Source organism: Phytoactinopolyspora alkaliphila (genome assembly GCF_010550695.1).
Taxonomy (GTDB): Bacteria; Actinomycetota; Actinomycetes; order Jiangellales; family Jiangellaceae; genus Phytoactinopolyspora; species Phytoactinopolyspora alkaliphila.
This window is the reverse complement of the sequence record NZ_JAAGOB010000004.1, coordinates 289,524-310,387: the sequence shown is the minus strand read 5'-3', so window position 1 is coordinate 310,387 and position 20,864 is coordinate 289,524. Positions and strand designations below refer to the sequence as shown.

Sequence of the window (20,864 nt, the reverse complement as noted above, 5' to 3'; positions counted from 1 at the left end):
CCAGCTTCCCGGCACGTTGACGCGTCGCACGGCGCTCCTTCGCCGCCTCGCGGCGTGGACTTCGTCGCCAACCGGAACCGGCTCAACGTCGCGGTCTCACGAGCCCGGGCGCTCGCCATACTCGTCGGCAGCCCCGCCCTGTTGAGCGCTCCGGCAGGCAGTGTGGCGCAACTCCAGGGCATCAACGCGCTGTGCCGGCTGGTGGAGTACGCCGCCTGAAGCGGCGCCGGACTCCGTCGCTGTCCCGCCAGCCTTGACATGACGCCATCGTCAATACATCGTGTTACGAAACATTAAGTTTTGTAGATGGAACCACGCTCCGCCGCGGCGCTCAGCGGCCGACGTTCCCTCGCTTGGCCCGAGCGTTCTAGCTTCGTTGACCACTCCACCGTCATCACGGACAGACCTGAAGGAGGTTCGCATGTCGGCTGATCCCGGTCGATCGGCGTTGCCGAAGGTCCGCTGCGGCCACGACATCGGTCCCGAGGACGTCGTCATCCGTGTCGAGGGCCGCCCCAAGGATTTCCTGATCTGCCAGAAGTGCTGGCGGCCCGGCCGGCCCTATGCCCTCGGCGGCGACGTGGTGATCCGTCTCTACGGGAGTGGCCCGGCCCGCCAGCCGCAGCCGGCCGGCCCGGCCCCGTGTGCGGGTTGCGGGCACCCGGTCGTCCGGGGCGGGAACGCCAGAATGCGCTACATCACCTGTTCGCGAGCGTGCACCGTCAAAGCCAGCAAGCAGCGCAACGGCTTGCTGCGCATACCCGTCACCAAGCCGTGCGCTGAGTGCGGCGGTCTCGTAACCGGACGCGCCGACCAGCGTTACTGCTCGGCCGCCTGCCGCCAGCGCGCCTACCGTGTCCGGCAGCAGAAGTCGAAGCCCCAGTGAGCACCGGCACCCCCGATGCGCAGCACGCGAGGCAGCGGCACCAGCCACCTTGTGTCCTGCATTAGGACGCGTAGGCCCACCCCGCCCAGCGATCGATGTCGACCACAATCGCGGGACCGAGCGGCGGGTCGTCGCGGTATTGCGGATACTTGGCGGTGAGCGCCTCCACGGCGGCGTCCCGCGCCGACCCTTCGGCGACGACGGTCGCGCTGCCGTCCGCGCGTACCCACCACAGCCGCGTCCAGTCGTCGTCGTAATGATCGCCGAGCACCGCGACCCGGGGGTTCTCCATGATGTTGTGCAACCGGCGCAGCCTCGTGGTCGATTTCGGCTTCTGATCGATGCCGATCACCAGCCCGTCACCGTCGACGACGAAGGTCACGGGCACGAGGTGGGGACGCATGTCGGCACCGGCTGTGGCCAACCGGGCGACCCGTGCGGCGGTCAACCGGACCCGGCACTCATCGGCGCTCAATCGCATGGACTACTCGGCGTCGTCGACATCCACCGATTCTGCTCGGTCAGGGCGCCTCGATGCCACCGTCAGGCCGGCGTACCTGCGCCGCCTGTTGAGCCACGTCACCGGCCGATGCCACATAGCCGAAGTCAGGCTGCAGCCGCGGGTCGCAATACTGTGCGCAGCTCCGCCTCACTTGCGTTGCCACCCGTACACATGACCCCTACCCGCTTTCCGGCGAACAGGTGAGGATACGCGAGCAGTGCCGCCATCGACGCCGCTCCAGCTCCCTCGGCGACGGTGTGAGCGTCGCGCATCAGCACCCACTGCGCGTCGGCAATGGTCTCGTCGTCGACGAGCACGAAATCGGCCAGATGCTGGCGGAGAATACGCTGCGTGAGCTCGAATCCGGAGCCGATCGCCAGTCCCTCGGCCACCGTCCGGTTCGCCCGGCTGACCAACTGGCCGGTCCGCCACGAATCGTGTCCCGCCGGTGACGCGGACGACTGGACCGCGATCACCTGGCACTGAGGCGCCACCGCCGCCGCCACGACGCAGGCCGCGGCTGCCCCGCTCCCGCCTCCCACCGGCACCACGATGACGTCGAGGTCCGGTGCCTGCTCGAACACCTCGAGGTACGTCGTGCCGACCCCGGCGATGAGCTGGGGCTCGTTGGCCGCGCTGACCAGCCGGGATCCGTGCTCTGCCGCCAGCTTCTCGGCGTGCTCACATGCCTCCGCCATGGTCGCCCCGAACTCGACGAGCTCGGCTCCCAGTGCGCGAACGGCCGCGGCCTTGCTGGGGTTGGGCCGCTCGGGCATCACGATGGTGCAGGCGGCACCGGCCTGCCGCGCGGCGTACGCCAGCGACTGCGCATGATTGCCGGTGGAATACCCGATGATCCCCCGTTGCCGATCCTCGGACGCCATCCCGGCAAGCAGATTGAGGCCTCCACGTACCTTGAACGCGCCCGTGGGCTGGACGTTCTCGTGTTTGACCAGCACGCTCGCGGCGGTGGTTGCGTCGAGCGCGGCGTACGACGACAACGGCGTCGGCCGGAGGTGCCCGGTCAGGACCCGTCGCGCCTGGAACACGTCGCTGATGGTCGGAGCTCGCATGCCTACACCATCGCAGCTGGGGATAGATAGGTCCAATACATGTTCTCTCCGTTTCCATCAACATCGTCTATTGTTCTGGGGTGGATCTCAATCGCCTCCGAGTTCTGGTGGCCGTGGCCAGGGAAGGGTCCGTGACCGGCGCCGCCGAAGCCCTGCACTACGCCCAGCCGTCCGTCAGCCACCACCTGGCCAGGCTGGAAGCCGAGTGCGGGGTGAGTTTGGTACAACGTGCCGGGCGGGGAGTACGTCTCACCGCGGCGGGCGAACTGCTCGTCGCACGTGCCGAGGAGATCATCGGCAGGGTCGATTCGGCACAGGCGGAACTCGCCGCGCACGCCGGCCTGCAGACCGGCCGGGTGCGGCTGGCCGCCTTCCCGTCCGCGCTGGCCACGCTCGTACCTCCGGCAGCGGCCGAGTTCGCCACTCGGCATCCGGGGCTGGAGCTGGCGCTCACCGAGTCCGAGCCTCCAGAGTCGCTCGACGCCCTGCGCAACGGAGCGGCGGACGTCGCTCTGGTGTTCGAGTACGACGCGCCTCGTCCCCAGCCGACAGCCAACGTCACCTCGGTGGCCCTGCTCGACGAACCGCTGTACATCGTCACGCCCGCCCGTGAGACCTGGCCCGGCGCCGCGTCCGCGCTGTCCACCTATGCGGGCGAACGCTGGATCGCCGGCTGTGAGCGATGCCGCGCACATCTGCTGGTCGCCTGTGAAGCGGCGGGCTTCACCCCGACCATCGAGTTCGAGACCGACGACTACGTCGCAGCCCAGGCGCTGGTGGCGGCGGGCATCGGCGTCACCACTCTGCCCGGGCTGGCCCTGCTCGCCAACCGCCACAACGGCGTGCGGATCACCAGGATGCCGCGGGACCGGCGCCGGGTCCTGGCAGTCACCTACGGCAAGCCTCCGCTGCCCGGGCCTGTCCAGGCGTTCCTCGATGTCCTGTCCGCGACCGTGCATGTCCCGGTCTGGCCGCGGTGACGCGGCACCCGGTGCCATGGGCGTCATGACGCGTGGTGCCCGGCGGGCGCGACGCCGGCCGGAGCGATATTGAGGTTGACGTGGAGGACGTTGCCAGGGTCGTACGCCGCCTTGATCTCACGCAATCGCCGATAGTTCGCCGGCGTGAACGCTGTCTCGACACGCGCGGGGTCGCCGAGGAAGTTGAGGAAGGATGCACCGAAACCGTGGGGACGCAGGGCGTCCGCGAGACCGGGCCGGGGAGCGTCGACGATGACGCTGAAGGCCGCCTCCCGGTGGCCGGCGGGTCCCGCGCCCGACGCCGGCCGGGCCATCGCACCGGCCCAGTGCCTGACCTCCACCGTGGGCGCGGCATCGTCGCCCGACCCCTCCACGAGCTGATCGACGACGGAATCGGGAAGCGTCGCAAAGTAGTCGAAGTACCGCGACGGCGTGCCTCCCATCGCGGCATCGGCATAGCGCATCACCTGGTAGCCGTCGTGCAGCGCGGGCCCGGCGGCGGAGCGTAGCGGCCGGAGCAGCCGGTCCGCTTCGCGGGCCAAACCAGCGTGGAGCACCTTGATCGCTACTGCCCGATGCCCCCGCAGCGGCTCCGGGATGTCGTCGGTGCCGGGCATCCTGGTCAGCACCACGGCGGTACTCATCTCGTCCGGAACAGTCTCGGCCCACACGCGGTACCGCGCCAAAATGTCGGCCGCTCGCTCGATCGCGAAGTAGGAGATGCCCCCGTAGACCTGGAACACCGGATACAGACGGAACTCCAGTGCGGTCACGACGGCGAAGTTGCCTCCGCCGCCGCGCAGGGCCCAGAAAAGGTCCGAATGCCGGTGGGAGTCGGCGGTCACCCGCCGTCCGTCAGCCAGTACCACGTCCGCGCGAAGCATGCTGTCCGCGGCGAATCCGTGCTTACGAGACAGCCAGCCGACTCCGCCACCGAGGCTGTACCCGGTGACCCCGACCGACGGTGCCGAACCCGACAGCGGCGCCAGGCCCAACGGCGCCGCTGCGGCGAGGACCTGCTCCCATCGCGCTCCGGGACCGACCCGGGCGATCCGCCGGGCGGGATCCACGAGGACGGAGGCCATCCGGCCGGTCTTGAGAAGAATGCCACCGTCGGACGGGACGCGAGTGCCGTGTCCGGTGGCCTGGACGGCGAACGGGAGCCCGTGTTCGCGCGCGGTCACGACGGCGGTACGCACGTCATCGACGCCTGCGGCCTCGGCCACCATCGCCGGCTGGGGGTCGATCACGGGCATCAGCGGACGGCGCGCCTGATCGTATCCCGGCTCTCCAGGGAGGTGGAGCCGGTCGCCGAGCACCATCCGCAACCGGCGTGCGGCCCCCGTGTGCGGCGTCGTACGGGCGGCGGCCGCGGTGCTGCCTCCGTGCGCCTGCTCCCCGATGTGCTGCCTCATGTCTCTGCTCCCTCGCACGTGTCCGTCGGTATGAGGAGCCGTGAGGCGCCCTCACTGAGACGTCGAACGAAGCGATCCGGAATCGACACGCGATGCCGAAATCGCCGTCGGTCATCGAGACAGACCGGCGGTGGCCCGGAAACTCATCGGCCGCCGGCGACCACCAGGCCGACGAGGCCGACGGCGAGCGACACCTCCACCACGGCTCCGAGAACGTCCCCGGTGACCCCGCCGAACCGGCGCACACACCGGCGGAGCACCACCGCAGCGGCGAGGAGAGCGGCACCGGCCGCCACCGCGGCCCCCCACCAGGGAAGCGCCCCCGGCGGAGCGCCCGTCAGGGCAAGGCCCCCGGCGAACGCCGCCGTCACGAGAACCACCGCTGTCGTCGCGGCGACCCTTCCGACCGATCCGGCGACCACCGCGCCGAGCCCGTCCGGGCGTGCCGCCGGAACGCCGCGCACGCACCCGGCCGCGAGCATCGTCCGGGAGATGACGACGCACCCGGCGACGCCCACCGCAGCGGTGATGCGGCCCGGATCCGCCCAGCCGTCGCCACCCACGATGCGACCCAGTTCAGCGGCGGCAGTCACCTGCGCCAGCAGGACGACGACCACGGCTACGGCACCGGCCGGTCCCGTGTCGCCGGTCCGCATCACGGCCAATGCGCGCTCCCCATCGTAGGAGGCGGCCAGCCCGTCCGCGGTGTCCGCCAGCCCGTCGAGGTGGAACCCGCGATCGCCGAGGCGCAGTGCGGCGACGGCGAGCACCGCCGCCACGAACGGTCCCGTGCCCAGTGCCGAACCGGTCCACCACACCCCTCCGGCTACGACACCCAGAATCAGTCCCGGGATCGGTGCCAGCAACATCGCCCGGCCGGCTACGCGCCGGGTGAGGTCCACCGGGGCGGCGACCCGGACAGCCGTGAGGGTACCGACGGCCAGCCGGTACGCGTCACGCATGCCGGCCGCCGATCCGCCGCGGCCGGCCCGTTGTGCACCGGCTCATCCGAGATCCAGATCGGCCAGCGCGGCCATCCGGGAACAGATCGCCACCGCGGAGCGCAGCACAGGCAGAGCGGCGAGCGCGCCGGTGCCCTCACCGAGGCGCATCCGCAGATCGACGATCGGCTCCAGCCCCAGGTGGTCCAGGGCGGCGTCGTGCGCGGGCTCCACCGACCGGTGCCCCGCCAGCCACCACGTCGACGAGCCCGGCGTGATCGCCTCCGCCACCAGCGCGGCTGCCGTGACGACCACCCCGTCCAGCAGGACCGGAACGCCCCGTTCGGCGGCACCGGCGAGGAAGCCCGCCATCGCCGCCAGGTCAGCGCCGCCGATGCGGGCCAGCAAGTCCTCCGGCTCGTCACGCACCGGGCGGGCCCGTTCAATCGCGCGAGCGACGATCTCCGTCTTGCGGTGGAGAGTCGCGTCGTCGATCCCGGTGCCCCGGCCGGTCGCCTTCTCGGCGTCGATCCCGGTGATGGATCCGATCAGGGCGGCGGCGATCGTCGTGTTCCCGATGCCCAGGTCGCCCACGATGAGTAGATCGGCGGACAGGTCACCGGCGAGTGTGCGGCCGGCGGCGATCGCGGCCCGCACCTGTTCCCGCGGCAGCGCGTCCTCGACGTCGATCCGGCCGGTACCCCGGCTGACCTTGTGCTCGGTGACCTCCGGAGCCACGTCGCCCAGGTCCGCGTCCACCCCGAGGTCACGCACCCGCACGAACGCACCGTGTTCCGAGGCGAGCGCGTTGATCGCGGCCTTCCCAGCGGCGACCGTCCGGACCATAGCGGGCGTCACCGCTGCCGGATAGGCCGACGTCAGCTCCGCGATGCCGTGATCGCCCGCGATCACCGTGACACCGACACGCGCCGGCGGCCGCAGCACCGGACTGCCCTGCCTGGCGGCCAGCCAGACACCGATCTCCTCAAGCCGTCCTAGGGACCCCACCGGCTTGGCCAGCCCGTCCACGCGCTCTCGGGCGGCCCGCTCGGCCTCCGCATCGACGGGCGCCGGAACTCCAGGGTGGCCCTCCATCGTTTGAGACGGCGCATGGCGTGATGCCCGCCCGAGGGTGGTCGAGCATCGGAGGGTCACGGAGGAGCTCTCCGCGGCCGAGGGCGGCATCAGGTCAGCACTCGTCGATGCGGGCGGGATCGGGGTGGCTGCGGGGAGCTCGAGCGCCCGGCCGGCCACACAGAGCACGACCCGATGCGCATCGGCGGCCACCCGCTGGTTCACGGTGCCGAGCAGGTCACGGAAGAGCCGCCCGGAGGGTGTGGCCGGCACGATTCCTGAACCGACCTCGTTGCTGACCGCCACGATCCGCGCCCGGCTCGATCGCCACGCGTCGATCAGCTCGTCCACCGCGGCATCCACCCGGACCAGCGCGCCGGCGTCCTCCCACGCACCCGTGCCGTCGAGCACCGCGGTCAGCCACAGCGACAGGCAATCCACGACGAGCGTTCCTTCGGCTGTCCGCAACACCGCCGCGACGTCGGTCTCCTCCAGCGTCCGCCACGACGCCGGGCGACGCGCTCGGTGCCGGCGCACCCGCTCGGCCCACTCGTCGTCGCCGGGCCTGTCGCCGGCGGTCGCCACGTAGGTGACCGGGCCGGCGTCGGGAAGCTCCGTCACCCAGCGCTCGGCCAACGCCGACTTGCCGGAGCGCGCACCACCCAAGACGAGAATCTTCTCCATCATCCTTCTCCTTTCATGGCCGACGCCACGGCGCCGACCGTGAGCCAGCGGTGAGGCCGCAGCACCTTCGCCACCTGCGGCGTGTGGACGTAGGACGAGAGGAGCACGTCCGCGGCGGGGCCTTCGGCGACGATGCGTCCGCCGGCCATCGTCACGACCCGGTCGGCCACGTCCGCGACGAACTCGACGTCATGGGTAGCGACCACCACCGCGAGTCCGGAGGCCGCAAAGGAGCGCAGCATCGCGCTGAGCCTGCTTTTCGCCGCGTAGTCCAGTCCCCTGGTCGGCTCGTCCAGAAGGAGCAACGACGGCCCGGCCGTGAGAATCACTGCCATCGCCAGCGTGAGCCGCTCACCCTCCGAGAGGTCGTCCGGATGGTGATTTACCCGGTGCGCGCCGGCCAGGCCAGGGGCGATCCGGGCCAGCATCCGCCGGGTGGCGCCCGGCGTTACGCCCGTGTCGTCGTCGGCGCCCACACACTCGTCCGCGACCGAGCTTGCCCGCAACAGGAGGCGCGGGTCGTCCGGGACCAGGCCCACCAGCCTGATCGCCTGCTGGGCAGGCAGGTCAGCCGGATCGGCACCGTCGACGTCGACCACGCCGCCCTCCCGCGCCACCAGGCCCGCCGACGCCGACAGCAACGTGCTCTTGCCAGCTCCGTTGCGTCCCATCAGAGCGACGACGACGCCCGCCGGGATGTCGAGGTCCGCGTCGTGCAATACCTGCCTCCGGCCGCGCCGGACCGTGAGACCGCGGATGCGCACGCGCCCTGGAGCTGGCGGCGGTCCGGGTGCCGGTTCCCGCGGGCTCGATGGCGGCGCCGCGGCGAGATCATGCCGGAGCCGGTCCGCTCTGCGGCGGGCGTCGCGCACCGTGACCGGCGGCGGTGACCAGCCGGCGAGCCGGGCCAGCTCTACCACCGGAGGACGAACCGCCGAGACCTCCATCAGCAGGGAAGGCTCGCCGGCTAGGACCCGGCCGTCCTCCACCAGCACCAGCTGATCGGCGAACTGCAACGCGCGCTCCAGCCGGTGCTCCGTCATCAGAACGGTGACGCCGAGGTCGTGCACAAGGCGGTGCACCGCCGCGAGGACGTCCTCGGCACCGCCGGGATCCAGCGCGGAGGTGGGCTCGTCGAGCACGAGGACGCGAGATCCAGTCGCTAGCACCGCCGCGATCGCCACTCGTTGCCGCTCTCCCCCGGACAGCCCTCGCAGCCGCCGGGACCGCAGCGCTGCCAGGCTGAGCAGATCCAGCGCATCCTCGACGCGGCGGCGCATGACCGGCTGTGCCGTGCCGAGGCATTCCAGACCGTAGGCGACCTCGTCCTCGACGGTGTCCGTGACGAAGCCGGCCGCCGGATCCTGGCCCACGTAGCCGATCAGGTCAGCCAGGTCACCCGGCCGATGGGTGCGGGTGTCCCGTCCGCCGACCACGACCCGGCCGTGAACCACGCCGCCCGTGAAGTGCGGGACGAGTCCGGCCACACAGCCGAGCAAGGTGGACTTGCCGGTCCCGGTCGGCCCCGCCACCACCGCCAGTTCCCCCTCGCCGACCGTGAGGTCGACGTTCCGCAGCACCAGTGGCTCGGATCGCCGGTAGCGGACACTGACCTGGTCGAGGAGGATCACAGCCGCTCCTCCGGATGGAAGCGGACTGGTGCCGCGAATCCGGCCCGGGTAATGGCTCGCCGGATCATGGCCAGGATCGCCGGGCCGGCCGCGAGGCACAGCAGCGCCGTGAGGATCCCGCGCGGGAGGTCCCAGCCCATCGCCGTGAGCAGCCAGAAGCTCAGGTAGTTGGTCAGGTTCGCGACGGTTCCGGCCGTGGCGTCGTATCCCAGGCCTCCCGCCGACCCGGCCATCACCGGCCAGAACCACATGGAGGTCAGGAAGCCGTACGCGACCCCGGCGACGAGGCCGTAGGCGGCCAGAAGCCAGCGCTCCGACCGCGGCGGCCGGGCCGCGTCGTCGTCACGCAGCCGGCGGCCACCGGGGAGAAGCCCGGCGCCCATGGCCACCCAAGCGCACGCGAGCATCTGAAACGGCGTCCACGGGCCCACCCGGCCGGTGAGGACGCCCCCGGCCAGCATGGTGAGCCCGCCGGTGACGAAGCCGGTCAGAGGCCCCAGAGCCCGGCCAGCCACCACGAGCACGAGGAACATCGGGTCCAGGCCGGCGGTGCCGGCGCCGAGGACCCGCAGCGCGCCACCCGCCGCGGACAGGACGCCGATCAGCGCCACCGTCTTCGCGTCGAACGCGCCCGACGCCAGCTGCGCGCCGACCGCTGCCGCGAGGAGCGCGAGCAGCACGGAGAACAGCCAGGTCCCATCGGTGCCGGCGGCGGCAAGGAAGGAACCGGGACCGGCGAAGAACATCCAGGTGAACGCGAGCAGGCCGGTCACCGAGGCCGCGCCGACCACGAGCCAGGAGAGCCCGCCCCCGCGCACGCCCATCGTGGCGGTGGAGCCCGAGGCGCTGGAGGCCGGGCCGGCGCAGCCCGAGGCGCTGGAGCCCGGGGCGGCCGAGTCACCGACGCTCATGGCCGGTGTTCCATGCGGTCCGGCGGCACCGGCGTCGTCCAGGCGACCATCGCGGCCACGCCCACGCCCAACGCGGCCGGCCATGGCAGGTCCGGAACGGACAGGGGGACCGTAGACGGCGTCAACGCGCCGGGATCGGCCGCGACAACCACGAAGACCGCTGCCACGGATACGCCGGCGCAGATCAGAACGCTCCATTCGGCGCTCGACCACCGGTCCGGCCGGTAGACGGTTCTGCCGGGCGGGCGCCTTCCCCCGGGGCGCCACACGGTCGCTGTGGCGAGAGCCGCTCCCACCAGCAGGCATCCGGCGGCGACCGGACGAGACGTCCCGGCCGACATCAGGCCGAACACGCCGAGTGCCACGCCTACCATGCCCGTCAGCACCATCGCGCCGGCCACCCGGCGAGTTCCCTGACGGCCCGCGCCCGGCCGCCCGTAGCCCCGGGACTCCATGGACGCGGCCAGTGCCATGCTTCGGCGCAGCCCAGCGGAAAGCACCGGCGCGGCGACTCGGGCCACCTCCCGCGGTCCTCGCCCGTCGCGGCCACGCAGCCGCCTCGCGGCCCACGCCGTGCGCGCGTCGTCCATCAGCATCGGCGCGTAGGTCAGCCCCACGACGAGTGTCGTACCGACCTCGTACAGCGTGGCCGGAACGTATCTGAGCAACCGCCGCGGGCTGGCGAGTACCGTCGCCGCGCCGAGGCACACGATCATCGCGGCGACGCTCATGCCGCCGTAGAGCGCGTCGGCGAGCTCCTCCAGGGTGACCGGTCCGCCCAGCCGCACCGCTCCGGTCCACTCCGGCAACGGGACCTGCGGCATCCGGAAGAGGACCGTGGTGCCGATCGCGCCTCCGCCGAAGACGATCTGCGCCACCACGCGGATGCCGACGACGACCGCGGCCAGCCAGAGGAACAGTGTCATCCGCCGGTCCCGGTCCTCACCACGGAGCTCCGCCACCAGCACCACCGCGGCCACGAGAATGACCAGAATCAGCGGATTCCGGGTCCGGTTGGCGACCACGGCCATCGCCACCGCCCACATCCACCACGCCAGCGGATGGAGAAGGCGCGGAACGGCCCGCACGGTCCCCATGATCATCGACGATCAGCCGTGCTATAGCGCCGCCAACCGTCGATGATCATGAGCGGCGCGCCCGCCGGACGGCAACCGCCACCCCTGCGACCACGACGGCGACGACGGCCGCTCCACCCCACGCGCCGATGTCCGCGCCGCCGTCGGAGGTTGCCGCTGGCCGGTCGTCGGCCTCTGCCTCGCCTTCACCCTCGGCAGGGTCACCAGACCCGGAGTCCCGCTGTGATTCAGCTCCGGCCAGGCCCGCGACCTCGGTCAGCTGAACCGTGTCGTCGGGTTCGGCCGCCGTGTCCGGCAACGGGTCGACGGCCTCGTTGCAGCCCTCCGCCGGATGATCGTCGATGGCGCACAGCCGGGTGTCGTCGATGCGGAGATCGGCCACCGAGGACAGCGCCATCGCGGTTGTCGCGTCCTCGTCCACCACCGCGCACGCGGCTCTGAGCTGAGGGGGCTCGTCGTCGCCGGCGATGTCGGCCGCGCGGCCGTAATCGATCACCAGGGCGATCCGCTTCTCACCGTCGGCGGATCCGGTGCCGTCGCACACATCGGCGAAGGAGATGTCCACCCGGGGCTCACGGCTGGTGTCGCCGAACTCGGCGGTGACGAACCGCCATGCCTCGAGCGCACCGTCGACCGGAACGTGGCTGTCCATCCGGACCTGCGAGTACTCCCACTCGCCGGCCGTCTGGTGGTAGTAGGACCAGTAGCGGTATCCGGTGGCATCGGCGCTGAGCGCCGTCCCGGCCAGCAGTCCAGCGGTGCCGGCGACCACGGCCAGCGCGGAGATGAGGCGCACCTGTGGGTTCCTTTCCACGGTGGAGCCCGGGAAAGTCCCGCAGAATGCACGGCACGGTTCCCGGCTCACCCGCGATCCTCGACGAGTATTCGAGCCGCTCCCACGCCGGGCATTCCGGCTTACCACCTCGAACCGCGGGAGCGGCGAGCACAAGCCTGGGACCGTTGGCCCGTCGCTCTTCGCTTCCGCGGAGGTGGTCTACGGTTGCGGGACAGCGCCGGATTCGGACCGGCTTTCCCCGAACGCGAGAGACCTGATGCGATGAAAGAATGCCACATTCCACACCCACCCACCGCCACACCCCTGCCAAATGATCATGTAAACCATGCCTTTCCGTGCTTTACCAGGCCTGCAGGCATGGTGAAGCACGAGAACGCCTAGTGATGGTCGCCACGTCCGCCGGACTCGTCGCGGGACTCGTCGCCGACGCCGTCCTCGGTGACCCCCGGCGCGGCCATCCTGTAGCCGGCTTCGGCCGCGCGGCCAGCGTCCTCGAACGCACCTGGTGGGCGGATTCACGACGACGCGGCGCCCTGCACACAGCCGTCGCCGTAGGGATACCCGTCGTCGCCGGAGTGGCGGTCGACCGGTCACTCGCCCGGCTCGGGAGCCGTGCAGCGGAACGGCAGGCACGACACCGATGGTCCGCAGGCGACCTCACCCGGGCCACCGCCGTCGCCACGACCGCGTGGGCGGTGCTCGGCGGCCGGAGCCTGACCCGGGAGGCCGAACTCCTGGGACGCTCGCTCAGCGACGGGGATCTCGAATCGGCCAGGCAACGGTTGCCCCATCTGTGCGGACGGGACCCGGCATCCCTGGATCCCGCCGGTCTCGCCCGGGCGACGGTCGAGTCGGTGGCGGAGAACACGTCCGACGCCGTCGTCGCTCCCCTGTTCTGGGGTGCCGTCGCGGGCCTGCCGGGACTGGCCGCGTACCGCGCCGTCAACACGCTCGACGCGATGGTGGGGCACAAGAACGAACGCTTCCGCAACTTCGGATGGGCATCCGCCAGGGTCGACGACCTGGCGAACCTTCTGCCGGCCCGACTCTCCGGGGCGCTGGCCGCCGCGGCCGCGCCGCTCGTAGGAGGCCGTCCGGCCGACGCCGTCCTAGCCTGGAGACGTGACGCGCACCGGCATCCCAGTCCGAACGCGGGCGTGGTCGAGGCGGCCTTCGCGGGAGCACTCGGCCGGCAACTCGGTGGCCGGACGGTGTACGCGTACGGGGTGGACGAACGGCCGGTTCTGGGGTCCGGACCGCCGGTGACACCGGCCGACATCCCACGCGCGGTCCGCCTCTCCCGCGCGGTCTCCGTGGGCTCCCTGGCCGGCGTCGTCGTCGGCCGGATAATCGGACTGGCCGTCGCGCGCCGGATCACCGCTGGGCGGCGCCCGTGACGCGCGGTGGTGGTCTGCTGGTGGCCGGTACGACGTCGGACGCCGGCAAGAGCCTGGTGACAGTCGGCATCTGCCGCTGGCTGACCCGCCAGGGCATCCGGGTGGCCCCGTTCAAGGCGCAGAACATGTCGAACAACTCCATGGTCTGCACCGACGGTTCCGAGATCGGCCGCGCTCAATGGGTGCAGGCGATGGCCGCCCGAGTGGAGCCGGAAGCGGCGATGAACCCGGTGCTGCTCAAACCGGGCAGCGACCGCACCTCCCACGTGGTGCTCCTCGGCAAGCCGCACGGCGTGCTGCGAGCGGGTGAGTACGCCACCGGCCGGAAGGCACTGGCCGAGACCGCGTTCGACGCGCTGGCGGAGCTGCGGGCCAGGTTCGACGCCGTCGTCTGCGAAGGCGCGGGCAGCCCGGCGGAGATCAACCTGCGCACCGGTGACTACGTCAACATGGGCCTGGCCAGACACGCCGACCTGCCCGTGGTGGTCGTCGCGGATGTGGACCGCGGCGGGTCGCTGGCCGCCATGTACGGGACGCTCGCCTTGCTCGACCCCGCTGACCAGCGGCACCTCACCGGTTTCGTGATCAACAAGTTCCGCGGTGACGTCGACGTCCTCCGCCCCGGCCTGGACCGCATCACCGAACTCACCGGCCGGCCGGTCTACGGCGTCCTACCCTGGCTCGACGGGGTGTGGATCGACTCCGAAGATGCCTTGGCCATCGGTGGCTGGACCGAGAGCAGCGTCCTGCAAAGTGAGTGTCCCGACGCACGGTCTGCAGGACGCAGTGGTGGCAGCCGGCCGTTGACCGTCGCCGTCGTGCGCTTTCCCCGTGTATCGAACGCCACCGACGTGGACGCGCTGGCGTGCGAACCGGGCGTCACCGTGACGCTCACCGCCGATCCGGGTGTGGTGAGCGCCGCCGACCTCGTCGTCCTGCCCGGCAGCCGGGCCACCGTCTCCGACCTGACCTGGATGCGAGGACGCGGCCTGGACACGGCCGTCGTCGCCCGTGCCCGCGCCGGTCTCCCGGTGCTGGGTATCTGCGGCGGCTACCAGATGCTGGCCGAGCGGATCGTCGATCCCGTCGAATCCGGACGCACCGTGCCCGGCCTGGGGCTGCTGCCGACGGAGGTGACGTTCGGCACGGACAAGAAGCTGGACCGGCCGACGGGGTCGTGGCGGGGGCACGACGTCGCCGCCTACGAGATCCACCACGGCGTCGCCACCCGCAACGACGACGCTCCGCCCGCCGACGTCCTGCACACTGAGCGCCGGGACGCACGCTCTGCAGGACGCTACGAGCGGTTCCTGGACGGCTGGCGGGCCGGAAGCGTGTGGGGCACCACTTGGCACGGCGCGTTCGAGAACGACGACTTCCGCCGCGCCTGGCTGGTCGAGATCGCCGAGACGATCGGGCACAGCTGGCGTCCGGCCGCGGCACCCGGTTTCACCGAGCAGCGGGAGACGATGCTGAATCGGCTGGCCGACGCGGTGGAAACCCACCTCGACACAACGGCGCTGCTACGCCTCATCGAGCACGGCCCTCCTGGCGGCCTCCCTGTCCTATCCACGCCCCGGTGATCGTCACCGCGTGCGCAACGAGCGGCTGAGACGACTCGTCGTCGCGCCGGGCCATGGATTATCGTGTCCACGCGTGAGGGGGATGGAGCGCAACGCCGAGCAACTCTGGCGCGAATTCCGGGCCAACGCCTCGGCGGATGTGACGATGTCGCTGCTCCGCTCCAACGACGCGCTCCTGCACCTCGCGCTGATGGCGGCGCACCTCGGCGACGGGCAGATCGTGGACGGGGAGACCCTCACCGCCAAGATCGACGCCGACCTGACCGGCCCGATGCGAGGCCATCTGCCCGCGGACGGAGAACCGGCGCCGGCCACCACGCCGGACGCCGACGCACTGCTGAGCCGCTGGACCAAGAAGGGCTGGGTCCGGCGCAGCATCGACCCCGCCACCCACACCGAGCGGTATCAGCTGACATCCGGGGCCAGCCAGGCGGTGCGGCAGATGCGCAACCTGCAGCGGCACACGTCGCTGGCCACGGAGTCGGCGCTGTCGATGGTGATGGCGGAGATCCGGCAGATCGCCACCGAGGCGAGCCCGGATCCGGCGGCACGCAGGCAGGCTATCGACGAACAGATCGCGATGCTGACGGCGCAGCGAGAGGCGCTCGACGACGAGCATGCACCCGCCGTCGACCAGCGTGAGCTGGTGGACAAGGTGACCGCTCTGACCCAGCTGACCGAGCGCATACCCGCGGACATCGCCCGCTACGGCGAGCAGATGCAGGCCAACACCACCGCGCTCATCCGGCAGAGCCTCGGCGACGATCCGGCCGCCTTCGCCGAATCGCTGGACCGGATGTTCGAGGGGCACGATGTCATCTCCGAGGCCGCCGAGGGACAGGCCTTCCGGGCCTTCGCCACCCTGATCGCCATGCCGTCCCAGCGTGCTCAATTGGAGGCGGACATCGAGCAGATCCTCACGCACGTCGAAGACCTGCCCGCCGACATCGTCGAGTCACTGGCCGGCTTCATCGACGCCATGTGGGATCGCGTGCGGGAAGTGGAAGAGGCCCGCGCGGTGGCATTCCGCCGCATGAACAACTTCGTGCGTGGCGGTGACGCGTTGCATTACCGCAGCATGCGCGTCCTCGTCAACGAGGCGCAGGCCGCCGCCGCGGAGGCATTCCAGCACACGCACGGTGGCCGGGACGTCGGATTCGTCCTGCCGATGAGCAGCGCCGAGACCATGTCGGCGGGGCGGCTGCGCATGCATGAAGGCATCGGTGACCCGCCGGATCCGATCACAGGATCCGGCGACGAGTTCGCGATGGACCCGGCGTCTCTCGTCGGGCGCGAGTCCATCGACTGGGCAGCGCTGCGAACCGCCGTCAATGCCGCGCTTCGGACCACCAGTGGATCCGCCACCATGCCCGACGTGCTCGATCACCTGGACGAGCCCCGGACCGGTGACGTCATTGGGCTGTGGTCGCTGGCCGCCCGGTGCGGCGTCGTCGATCCACGCCAGCGCGTCAGCACACGCGTCCACACGCTCCGGGGGGTCCGCGAGATCAGTCTGCCCTCCATCGAGTTCGCGGAGCCGATCCCCGACCCCGCGGCGCCGCTCACCCGCCACCGAATGTTGCGCAAGCAAGCTCTCCTTCTGGAAGAGGCCGCCGATGGCTGATACGCCCAGCGTGATGGATTCCGGGCTTCCCATGGCCGACGACGACGGGCTGTTCGCCGAAGAGAGCGCGATACCGCCCTCCACGTTCGACCCCACGGAGGTCTTCGACGATTCCGCGAGCGACGCTCCCGGCACCCGGGTCGGCACCGCGGCGTTCGAGCCGCGTTTCGACGGGGACACCAGCCAGCTACCGCCCCAGGTCTGCTGGGCCTTGCAGGAACTGGTGGCGGCCCCGCATGTGAGCGGCAAGGACAGCAAGCACTGGGCGGTGCTGCTCCAGCACGAGAAGCAGCTACGCAGCCGCCTGTCCGAGCTCGGCCTCCTGCTGGAGATCAACCACGAGCACCGCTACGCCTTCACCCGCCAGGCCGACGACCCCAGCCCGCACAGCCGTGCCATCCTCCGCACCAAGACACTGAGCCTGGCCGCCAGCACGCTCACGCTCTACCTCTATCAGCAGTACCTCGCCTCGCCGGAGAGCCCGGTGGTCGAGTCCACGGACATGATCGACTACATGATGGCGTACAAACGGGGCGACGACACCGACGAGGCGTCGTTCCAGAAGAAGGTCGCCGCCGCGATCAAGTCGCTCGACGACGCCGCCATCATCAAGCCGGTGAAGGGAACCGACCGGTACGTGATTCACGGCGTCATCACCTCGATCCTCACCGCGGACCGGGTCGAGGCCCTGACCCAGCGCTATCGCGCGATCGCCCGCGGCGAGGCCGTGCCCGAAGGCGGCGACGGTGTCGAGACCGAAGAGCCGGCCGCCGAAGGGATCGACCTATGACGCCTGACCATCCCGGCCCCCGCACCATCTTCCTCGGCCAGTTCCGGCTGATCCGGCTGCAAGTGATCAACTGGGGAACGTTCAACGGCTACAAGGACCTCCCCATCGATGAGCGCGGTGTCCTGTTCACCGGCCCGTCCGGTTCGGGCAAGTCTTCCCTGATGGACGCCCACTCCGCGGTGCTGCTTCCCACGCACGATCAGCGTTTCAACGCCTCGGCGGACCTCAATGTACGCGGCGCCAAGCAGGCGACCCGGAGCGTCGCGGACTATGTCCGAGGTGCCTGGTCGGAGACGAACGACGAGCACAACCGGTCCAAGGTGCGCTACCTGCGCGGCGGCAAGCCCACCTGGTCGGCCATCGCCGCTACCTACTCCGATGGTGTGGACGCGACCACCACGGCAGTGGTGGTGAAGTGGTTCACCGGCGCGGAGACCGATGGCGCGTCGATGAAGACGATGTTCCAGCTGCACCACGGCCACCTCGACCTCACCGTGCTCGACGAGTGGGCGCAGCGCAATTTCGACACCCGGTGGTTCAAGGCCAAACATCCCGCGCACTATCCGGAGAGCCAGGCCGCCTACATGCGTGAGCTCGGCAAACGGATCGGCCTGGGTGGCTCCAAGACCGCGTTGTCCCTTCTGGGCAAGGCGAAAGCGATGAAGAACGTCGGCGACCTCAACCTCTTCATCCGCGGCAACATGCTCGACGAGCCGGCGACGTTCGACGCCGCGCAGAAGATGCTCGACGCTTTCACCCCGCTCAACGAGGCGTACGAGACGGCGCGGCGGGCCCACGCGCAGGAGAAGGTGCTGCGCGACGTGCCGGAGAACTGGTCAGCGTACCGGGAATCCGGGCACACGCACACGCTTGCCGAGGCCCTGCTCGGCGACCCGATGGAGGAGTACGTCCGCGGCGTTCATGTGCGCGCCATTCGGGACGCCCTGGACGGGCTGGACCAAGAGATCAAGGTCCTCGACGCGGACCTCGGGGAACACGAGCGGCGGTACGAGGAGGCGAAAGCCGCCTATGTGTCGCTCGATGAGCAACTGCGCCGCGAGGGCCAGGTTCTCGAAGACGTCAAGCTCCGGTACGAGGCCGCCAGCGGCGAGGCCAGCGCACGCGAACGCACCTATCGGGCCTACGGTGGCCTTGTCGAGCGCATCGGCCAGCCCTGCCCCGAGGACGAGAAGGCCTTCTCAAAGCTGCGCGAAAGCCTCCCGCGGATCATCGCGGAGGCCACGAAGGAACGCGACGAGATCGAACCGCGGCGACACGCCGTCTTCGCCGCCGCCGGCCAGGCCCGCAAGCGGCATCAAGCCAAGGTCGCGGAGCTGGACTCGCTGGGCGGCTCCCGCTCACTGATACCGCCACGCGAGACCCAGCGGCGGGAGGCCATCGCCGACGGCGCCGGGGTGCCGGTGAACGAGCTGCCCTACGCGGCCGAACTGATCGACGTGGCTGCGGACGAGGAGCGCTGGCGACCCGCGGCCGAGAAGGTGCTGCGCGCATACGGGCTGCGCTTGCTGGTTCCGGAACGACACCGTACGGCGGTGCAGGCGTTCGTCGACAATCACGACATGCGCGGCGTGGTCGAGTACAGCGTCGTGCCGGAGGGTACCGAGGCACCCGAGAGTCCCAAGGCCGGCACCCTGGCCGGGAAGCTCACCGTGGACGAGTCACATCCGTGCGGGCCATGGCTGGCCGGGCAGCTGGCGTCCCGGTTCGACCATGTCTGTGTGGAGACCACCGACGAGCTGGAAGAGCACCGGATCGCCGTCACGGTGCGCGGCACGGTGAAGCTGCCCGGCAGCCACTACCGCAAGGACGACCGGCGTGAGCTCACCGACCCCGCGTCCTACATCCTGGGCGGCGACGTCACGGCGAAGCGCCGCGCAGTGGAGGCCGAGGCCGGCCGCCTCGCCACCGACGAGGAGAAGGCCCGCGCGGACGCGGAAGCTCTGGATCGCCGCTACCGCGATCTGGAGTCCACCATCGACGCCGCGTCGCAGCTCGGCGGCTACGAGAGCTGGACCCAGCTCGATCACTGGTCCGCCGCGGCCGGTGCACAGGCGTATGCCGAGCGCATCGATCAGCTCAAGGCCGACAACGTCGACCTGCAACGACTCGAGGACGACCGCACCACCGCGGAGACACGGTGGCAGTCCGTCTCGGATGCCTGCTCCGACGTGCGCAACAAGCTCAGCGCGCTGACCGAGCGGCGCACCGCCTGGCTGGACATACTCGAACGGGAGGTGGAGAAGCCGCACGAGATCAGCGACGAGGACCACCGCGCCTACCTCGATGAGGTGTTCGCCGACATCGAGCTGCCTGTGACGCCTGACAACATCGGCCAGGTCCGAGTGGCATTCCGCAAGGAGCTCGAACGCCGTCGGGAGACCGCCGATGCCGACCGCCGGTACGCCTACGCCAAGGTCAAAGCGGCCATCGAGCGGTTCGTCGAGGAGTGGCCGGACTCCGCGCCGGACGCCAGCGGCGACGTCGAGCGCTCCGGCGCCGACTTCGCCGCGCTGCACGCCGACATCGTCCGGCGGCGGCTGCCGCACGCCATGGGCAGGTTCCAGCAGATGATCAGCGAGGACATGGTTCCGTCGATCAGCGTGCTGCAGCGCGCCATCGAGAACGCGGCGACGGAGATCGAAAGCCGCATCGCCATGGTCAACACGGGTCTGTCCCGGGTCGAGTTCAACGCCGGAACGCATCTGCAGATCGCCTACCGCGCCAATCCGCCCGGTGAGGTCAAGGAGTTCCGCCGCAATGTCGACGCGTTGCTGCGCGACGCCCCGGCCGCACGGCGCGACCAGGACAAGCTCCTGGCCCAGTTCCGCCGGGTCCGGACGCTGATGACGCGTTTCACCGACGACGACGCCGAGTCGCGACGATGGCGCGTGGCCGTACTGGATGTGCGTACCAACTACTTCTTCTACGGCGTGGAGAGCGGCAGCGACGGCCAAGTCGTGGCCACGTACCGCAACACAGCATCGAGTTCCGGCGGCGAGCAGGAGAAGCTGGTGGCGTTCTGCCTTGCCGCGGCGCTGAGTTACAACCTCGCCGATCCCGATTCCGATGGCCGGCCACACTTCGCGCCACTCATGCTGGACGAGGCGTTCAGCAAGTCCGACGAGGCGTTTTCCCAGCAGGCCCTCGCCGCATTCGACGAGTTCGGCTTCCAGCTCATCATCGCCGCTCCGATCCGGATGTCGGGGATCCTGGAGCCCTTCATCGGGCAGGCCGTCCTGGTGGACAAGCGGGTCAGTCCCGACGGGGCGCGCTCGAGCGCCACGTCGGCAACGTTCAGCGAGCTGGCGTCGCGGGGCACCGGGTTCGCCGAACACTCCGCGCAGCGGCTGGGCTGACGCTCAAAGCAGGATTTCATGCCTGGGTGTAGCTCCCCGGGACAGCTGGGACCGAGCTGACATGCGAGTCCAGAGAATGCTCACCATAAAGAACTAGCGAGCT

17 protein-coding genes are annotated in these 20,864 nt (G+C 70.5%); 8 read left to right on the top strand and 9 right to left on the bottom strand.

All coding sequences use genetic code 11. The annotated features are described in order from the left end of the window. Positions 1-54 precede the first annotated feature (54 nt). Together G1H11_RS09640 and G1H11_RS09635 are read left to right on the top strand one after the other, a co-directional pair. Positions 55-219 carry a hypothetical protein gene (locus tag G1H11_RS09640; RefSeq protein WP_163818334.1) on the top strand — a complete coding sequence of 55 codons (165 nt, stop codon included), beginning with the start codon at positions 55-57 and terminating at the stop codon, positions 217-219. A gap of 202 nt (positions 220-421) precedes the next feature. After that, a complete protein-coding gene (locus tag G1H11_RS09635) occupies positions 422-886 on the top strand; it encodes a hypothetical protein (RefSeq protein ID WP_163818333.1) in 465 nt (154 codons plus the stop codon). 61 nt (positions 887-947) lie between these two features. Here G1H11_RS09635 and G1H11_RS09630 read toward each other — a convergent pair whose 3' ends face one another. Together G1H11_RS09630 and G1H11_RS09625 are read right to left on the bottom strand one after the other, a co-directional pair. After that, positions 948-1,367, bottom strand: coding sequence for a TIGR03668 family PPOX class F420-dependent oxidoreductase (locus G1H11_RS09630; RefSeq protein WP_163818332.1), 420 nt, complete (start codon positions 1,365-1,367; stop codon positions 948-950). Positions 1,368-1,492: 125 nt separating this feature from the next. Then, the gene (locus G1H11_RS09625; protein ID WP_163818331.1) at positions 1,493-2,461 is read right to left on the bottom strand and encodes a threonine ammonia-lyase; all 969 of its coding nucleotides are present in this window, start codon (positions 2,459-2,461) and stop codon (positions 1,493-1,495) included. Between the two features lie 80 nt (positions 2,462-2,541). Here G1H11_RS09625 and G1H11_RS09620 point away from each other — a divergent pair, with 80 nt between their 5' ends. Further along, positions 2,542-3,441: a LysR substrate-binding domain-containing protein gene (locus G1H11_RS09620; RefSeq protein WP_163818330.1), complete on the top strand. Its 900-nt coding sequence runs from the start codon at positions 2,542-2,544 to the stop codon at positions 3,439-3,441. A 23-nt stretch (positions 3,442-3,464) separates the two neighbouring features. Here G1H11_RS09620 and G1H11_RS09615 read toward each other — a convergent pair whose 3' ends face one another. From G1H11_RS09615 to G1H11_RS09585, 7 genes are all read right to left on the bottom strand, one after another. Next, the gene (locus tag G1H11_RS09615) at positions 3,465-4,856 is read right to left on the bottom strand and encodes an FAD-binding oxidoreductase (protein ID WP_216843610.1); all 1,392 of its coding nucleotides are present in this window, start codon (positions 4,854-4,856) and stop codon (positions 3,465-3,467) included. Positions 4,857-4,999: 143 nt separating this feature from the next. Then, positions 5,000-5,818 (bottom strand): adenosylcobinamide-GDP ribazoletransferase, encoded by an 819-nt coding sequence (locus G1H11_RS09610; RefSeq protein ID WP_174257514.1) that lies wholly within the window; start codon positions 5,816-5,818, stop codon positions 5,000-5,002. Between the two features lie 42 nt (positions 5,819-5,860). Beyond that, entirely contained in the window at positions 5,861-7,555 is a 1,695-nt protein-coding gene (gene cobT, locus G1H11_RS09605) for a nicotinate-nucleotide--dimethylbenzimidazole phosphoribosyltransferase (RefSeq protein WP_163818329.1), read from the bottom strand. Further along, entirely contained in the window at positions 7,555-9,186 is a 1,632-nt protein-coding gene (locus G1H11_RS09600) for an ATP-binding cassette domain-containing protein (RefSeq protein WP_163818328.1), read from the bottom strand. Before G1H11_RS09600 ends, cobT begins: the two co-directional genes overlap by 1 nt. Next, a complete protein-coding gene (locus G1H11_RS09595) occupies positions 9,183-10,097 on the bottom strand; it encodes an ECF transporter S component (protein ID WP_163818327.1) in 915 nt (304 codons plus the stop codon). Before G1H11_RS09595 ends, G1H11_RS09600 begins: the two co-directional genes overlap by 4 nt. Next, entirely contained in the window at positions 10,094-11,194 is a 1,101-nt protein-coding gene (locus tag G1H11_RS09590; protein WP_163818326.1) for a CbiQ family ECF transporter T component, read from the bottom strand. Before G1H11_RS09590 ends, G1H11_RS09595 begins: the two co-directional genes overlap by 4 nt. A 46-nt stretch (positions 11,195-11,240) precedes the next feature. Further along, on the bottom strand, positions 11,241-11,990 hold the full coding sequence (locus G1H11_RS09585; RefSeq protein ID WP_163818325.1) for an SCO2322 family protein: 750 nt from the start codon (positions 11,988-11,990) through the stop codon (positions 11,241-11,243). Between the two features lie 380 nt (positions 11,991-12,370). Here G1H11_RS09585 and G1H11_RS09580 point away from each other — a divergent pair, with 380 nt between their 5' ends. The 5 genes from G1H11_RS09580 (at position 12,371) to G1H11_RS09560 (ending at position 20,761) form a co-directional block, all read left to right on the top strand. Continuing rightward, positions 12,371-13,387 carry a cobalamin biosynthesis protein gene (locus tag G1H11_RS09580; RefSeq protein WP_163818324.1) on the top strand — a complete coding sequence of 339 codons (1,017 nt, stop codon included), beginning with the start codon at positions 12,371-12,373 and terminating at the stop codon, positions 13,385-13,387. Then, complete coding sequence (locus G1H11_RS09575; RefSeq protein WP_163818323.1) at positions 13,384-14,970, top strand: cobyric acid synthase; 1,587 nt, start codon at positions 13,384-13,386, stop codon at positions 14,968-14,970. The genes G1H11_RS09580 and G1H11_RS09575 overlap by 4 nt, the downstream gene beginning before the upstream one ends. An 82-nt stretch (positions 14,971-15,052) precedes the next feature. After that, a complete protein-coding gene (locus G1H11_RS09570; RefSeq protein ID WP_246211216.1) occupies positions 15,053-16,594 on the top strand; it encodes a DUF3375 family protein in 1,542 nt (513 codons plus the stop codon). Next, positions 16,587-17,384 carry a DUF4194 domain-containing protein gene (locus G1H11_RS09565; protein ID WP_163818321.1) on the top strand — a complete coding sequence of 266 codons (798 nt, stop codon included), beginning with the start codon at positions 16,587-16,589 and terminating at the stop codon, positions 17,382-17,384. The genes G1H11_RS09570 and G1H11_RS09565 overlap by 8 nt, the downstream gene beginning before the upstream one ends. Then, entirely contained in the window at positions 17,381-20,761 is a 3,381-nt protein-coding gene (locus tag G1H11_RS09560) for an ATP-binding protein (protein WP_163818320.1), read from the top strand. The genes G1H11_RS09565 and G1H11_RS09560 overlap by 4 nt, the downstream gene beginning before the upstream one ends. Positions 20,762-20,864 lie beyond the last annotated feature (103 nt).

What these genes read in the sequence shown, in the direction of transcription:
- G1H11_RS09635 (WP_163818333.1), top strand. Translation starts at nt 422, where the DNA reads ATGTCGGCTGATCCCGGTCGATCGGCGTTGCCGAAGGTCCGCTGCGGC.
- G1H11_RS09630 (WP_163818332.1), bottom strand. Translation starts at nt 1,367, where the DNA reads ATGCGATTGAGCGCCGATGAGTGCCGGGTCCGGTTGACCGCCGCACGG.
- G1H11_RS09625 (WP_163818331.1), bottom strand. Translation starts at nt 2,461, where the DNA reads ATGCGAGCTCCGACCATCAGCGACGTGTTCCAGGCGCGACGGGTCCTG.
- G1H11_RS09615 (WP_216843610.1), bottom strand. Translation starts at nt 4,856, where the DNA reads ATGAGGCAGCACATCGGGGAGCAGGCGCACGGAGGCAGCACCGCGGCC.
- G1H11_RS09610 (WP_174257514.1), bottom strand. Translation starts at nt 5,818, where the DNA reads ATGCGTGACGCGTACCGGCTGGCCGTCGGTACCCTCACGGCTGTCCGG.
- cobT (WP_163818329.1), bottom strand. Translation starts at nt 7,555, where the DNA reads ATGGAGAAGATTCTCGTCTTGGGTGGTGCGCGCTCCGGCAAGTCGGCG.
- G1H11_RS09595 (WP_163818327.1), bottom strand. Translation starts at nt 10,097, where the DNA reads ATGAGCGTCGGTGACTCGGCCGCCCCGGGCTCCAGCGCCTCGGGCTGC.
- G1H11_RS09590 (WP_163818326.1), bottom strand. Translation starts at nt 11,194, where the DNA reads ATGGGGACCGTGCGGGCCGTTCCGCGCCTTCTCCATCCGCTGGCGTGG.
- G1H11_RS09570 (WP_246211216.1), top strand. Translation starts at nt 15,053, where the DNA reads ATGGAGCGCAACGCCGAGCAACTCTGGCGCGAATTCCGGGCCAACGCC.
- G1H11_RS09565 (WP_163818321.1), top strand. Translation starts at nt 16,587, where the DNA reads ATGGCTGATACGCCCAGCGTGATGGATTCCGGGCTTCCCATGGCCGAC.
- G1H11_RS09560 (WP_163818320.1), top strand. Translation starts at nt 17,381, where the DNA reads ATGACGCCTGACCATCCCGGCCCCCGCACCATCTTCCTCGGCCAGTTC.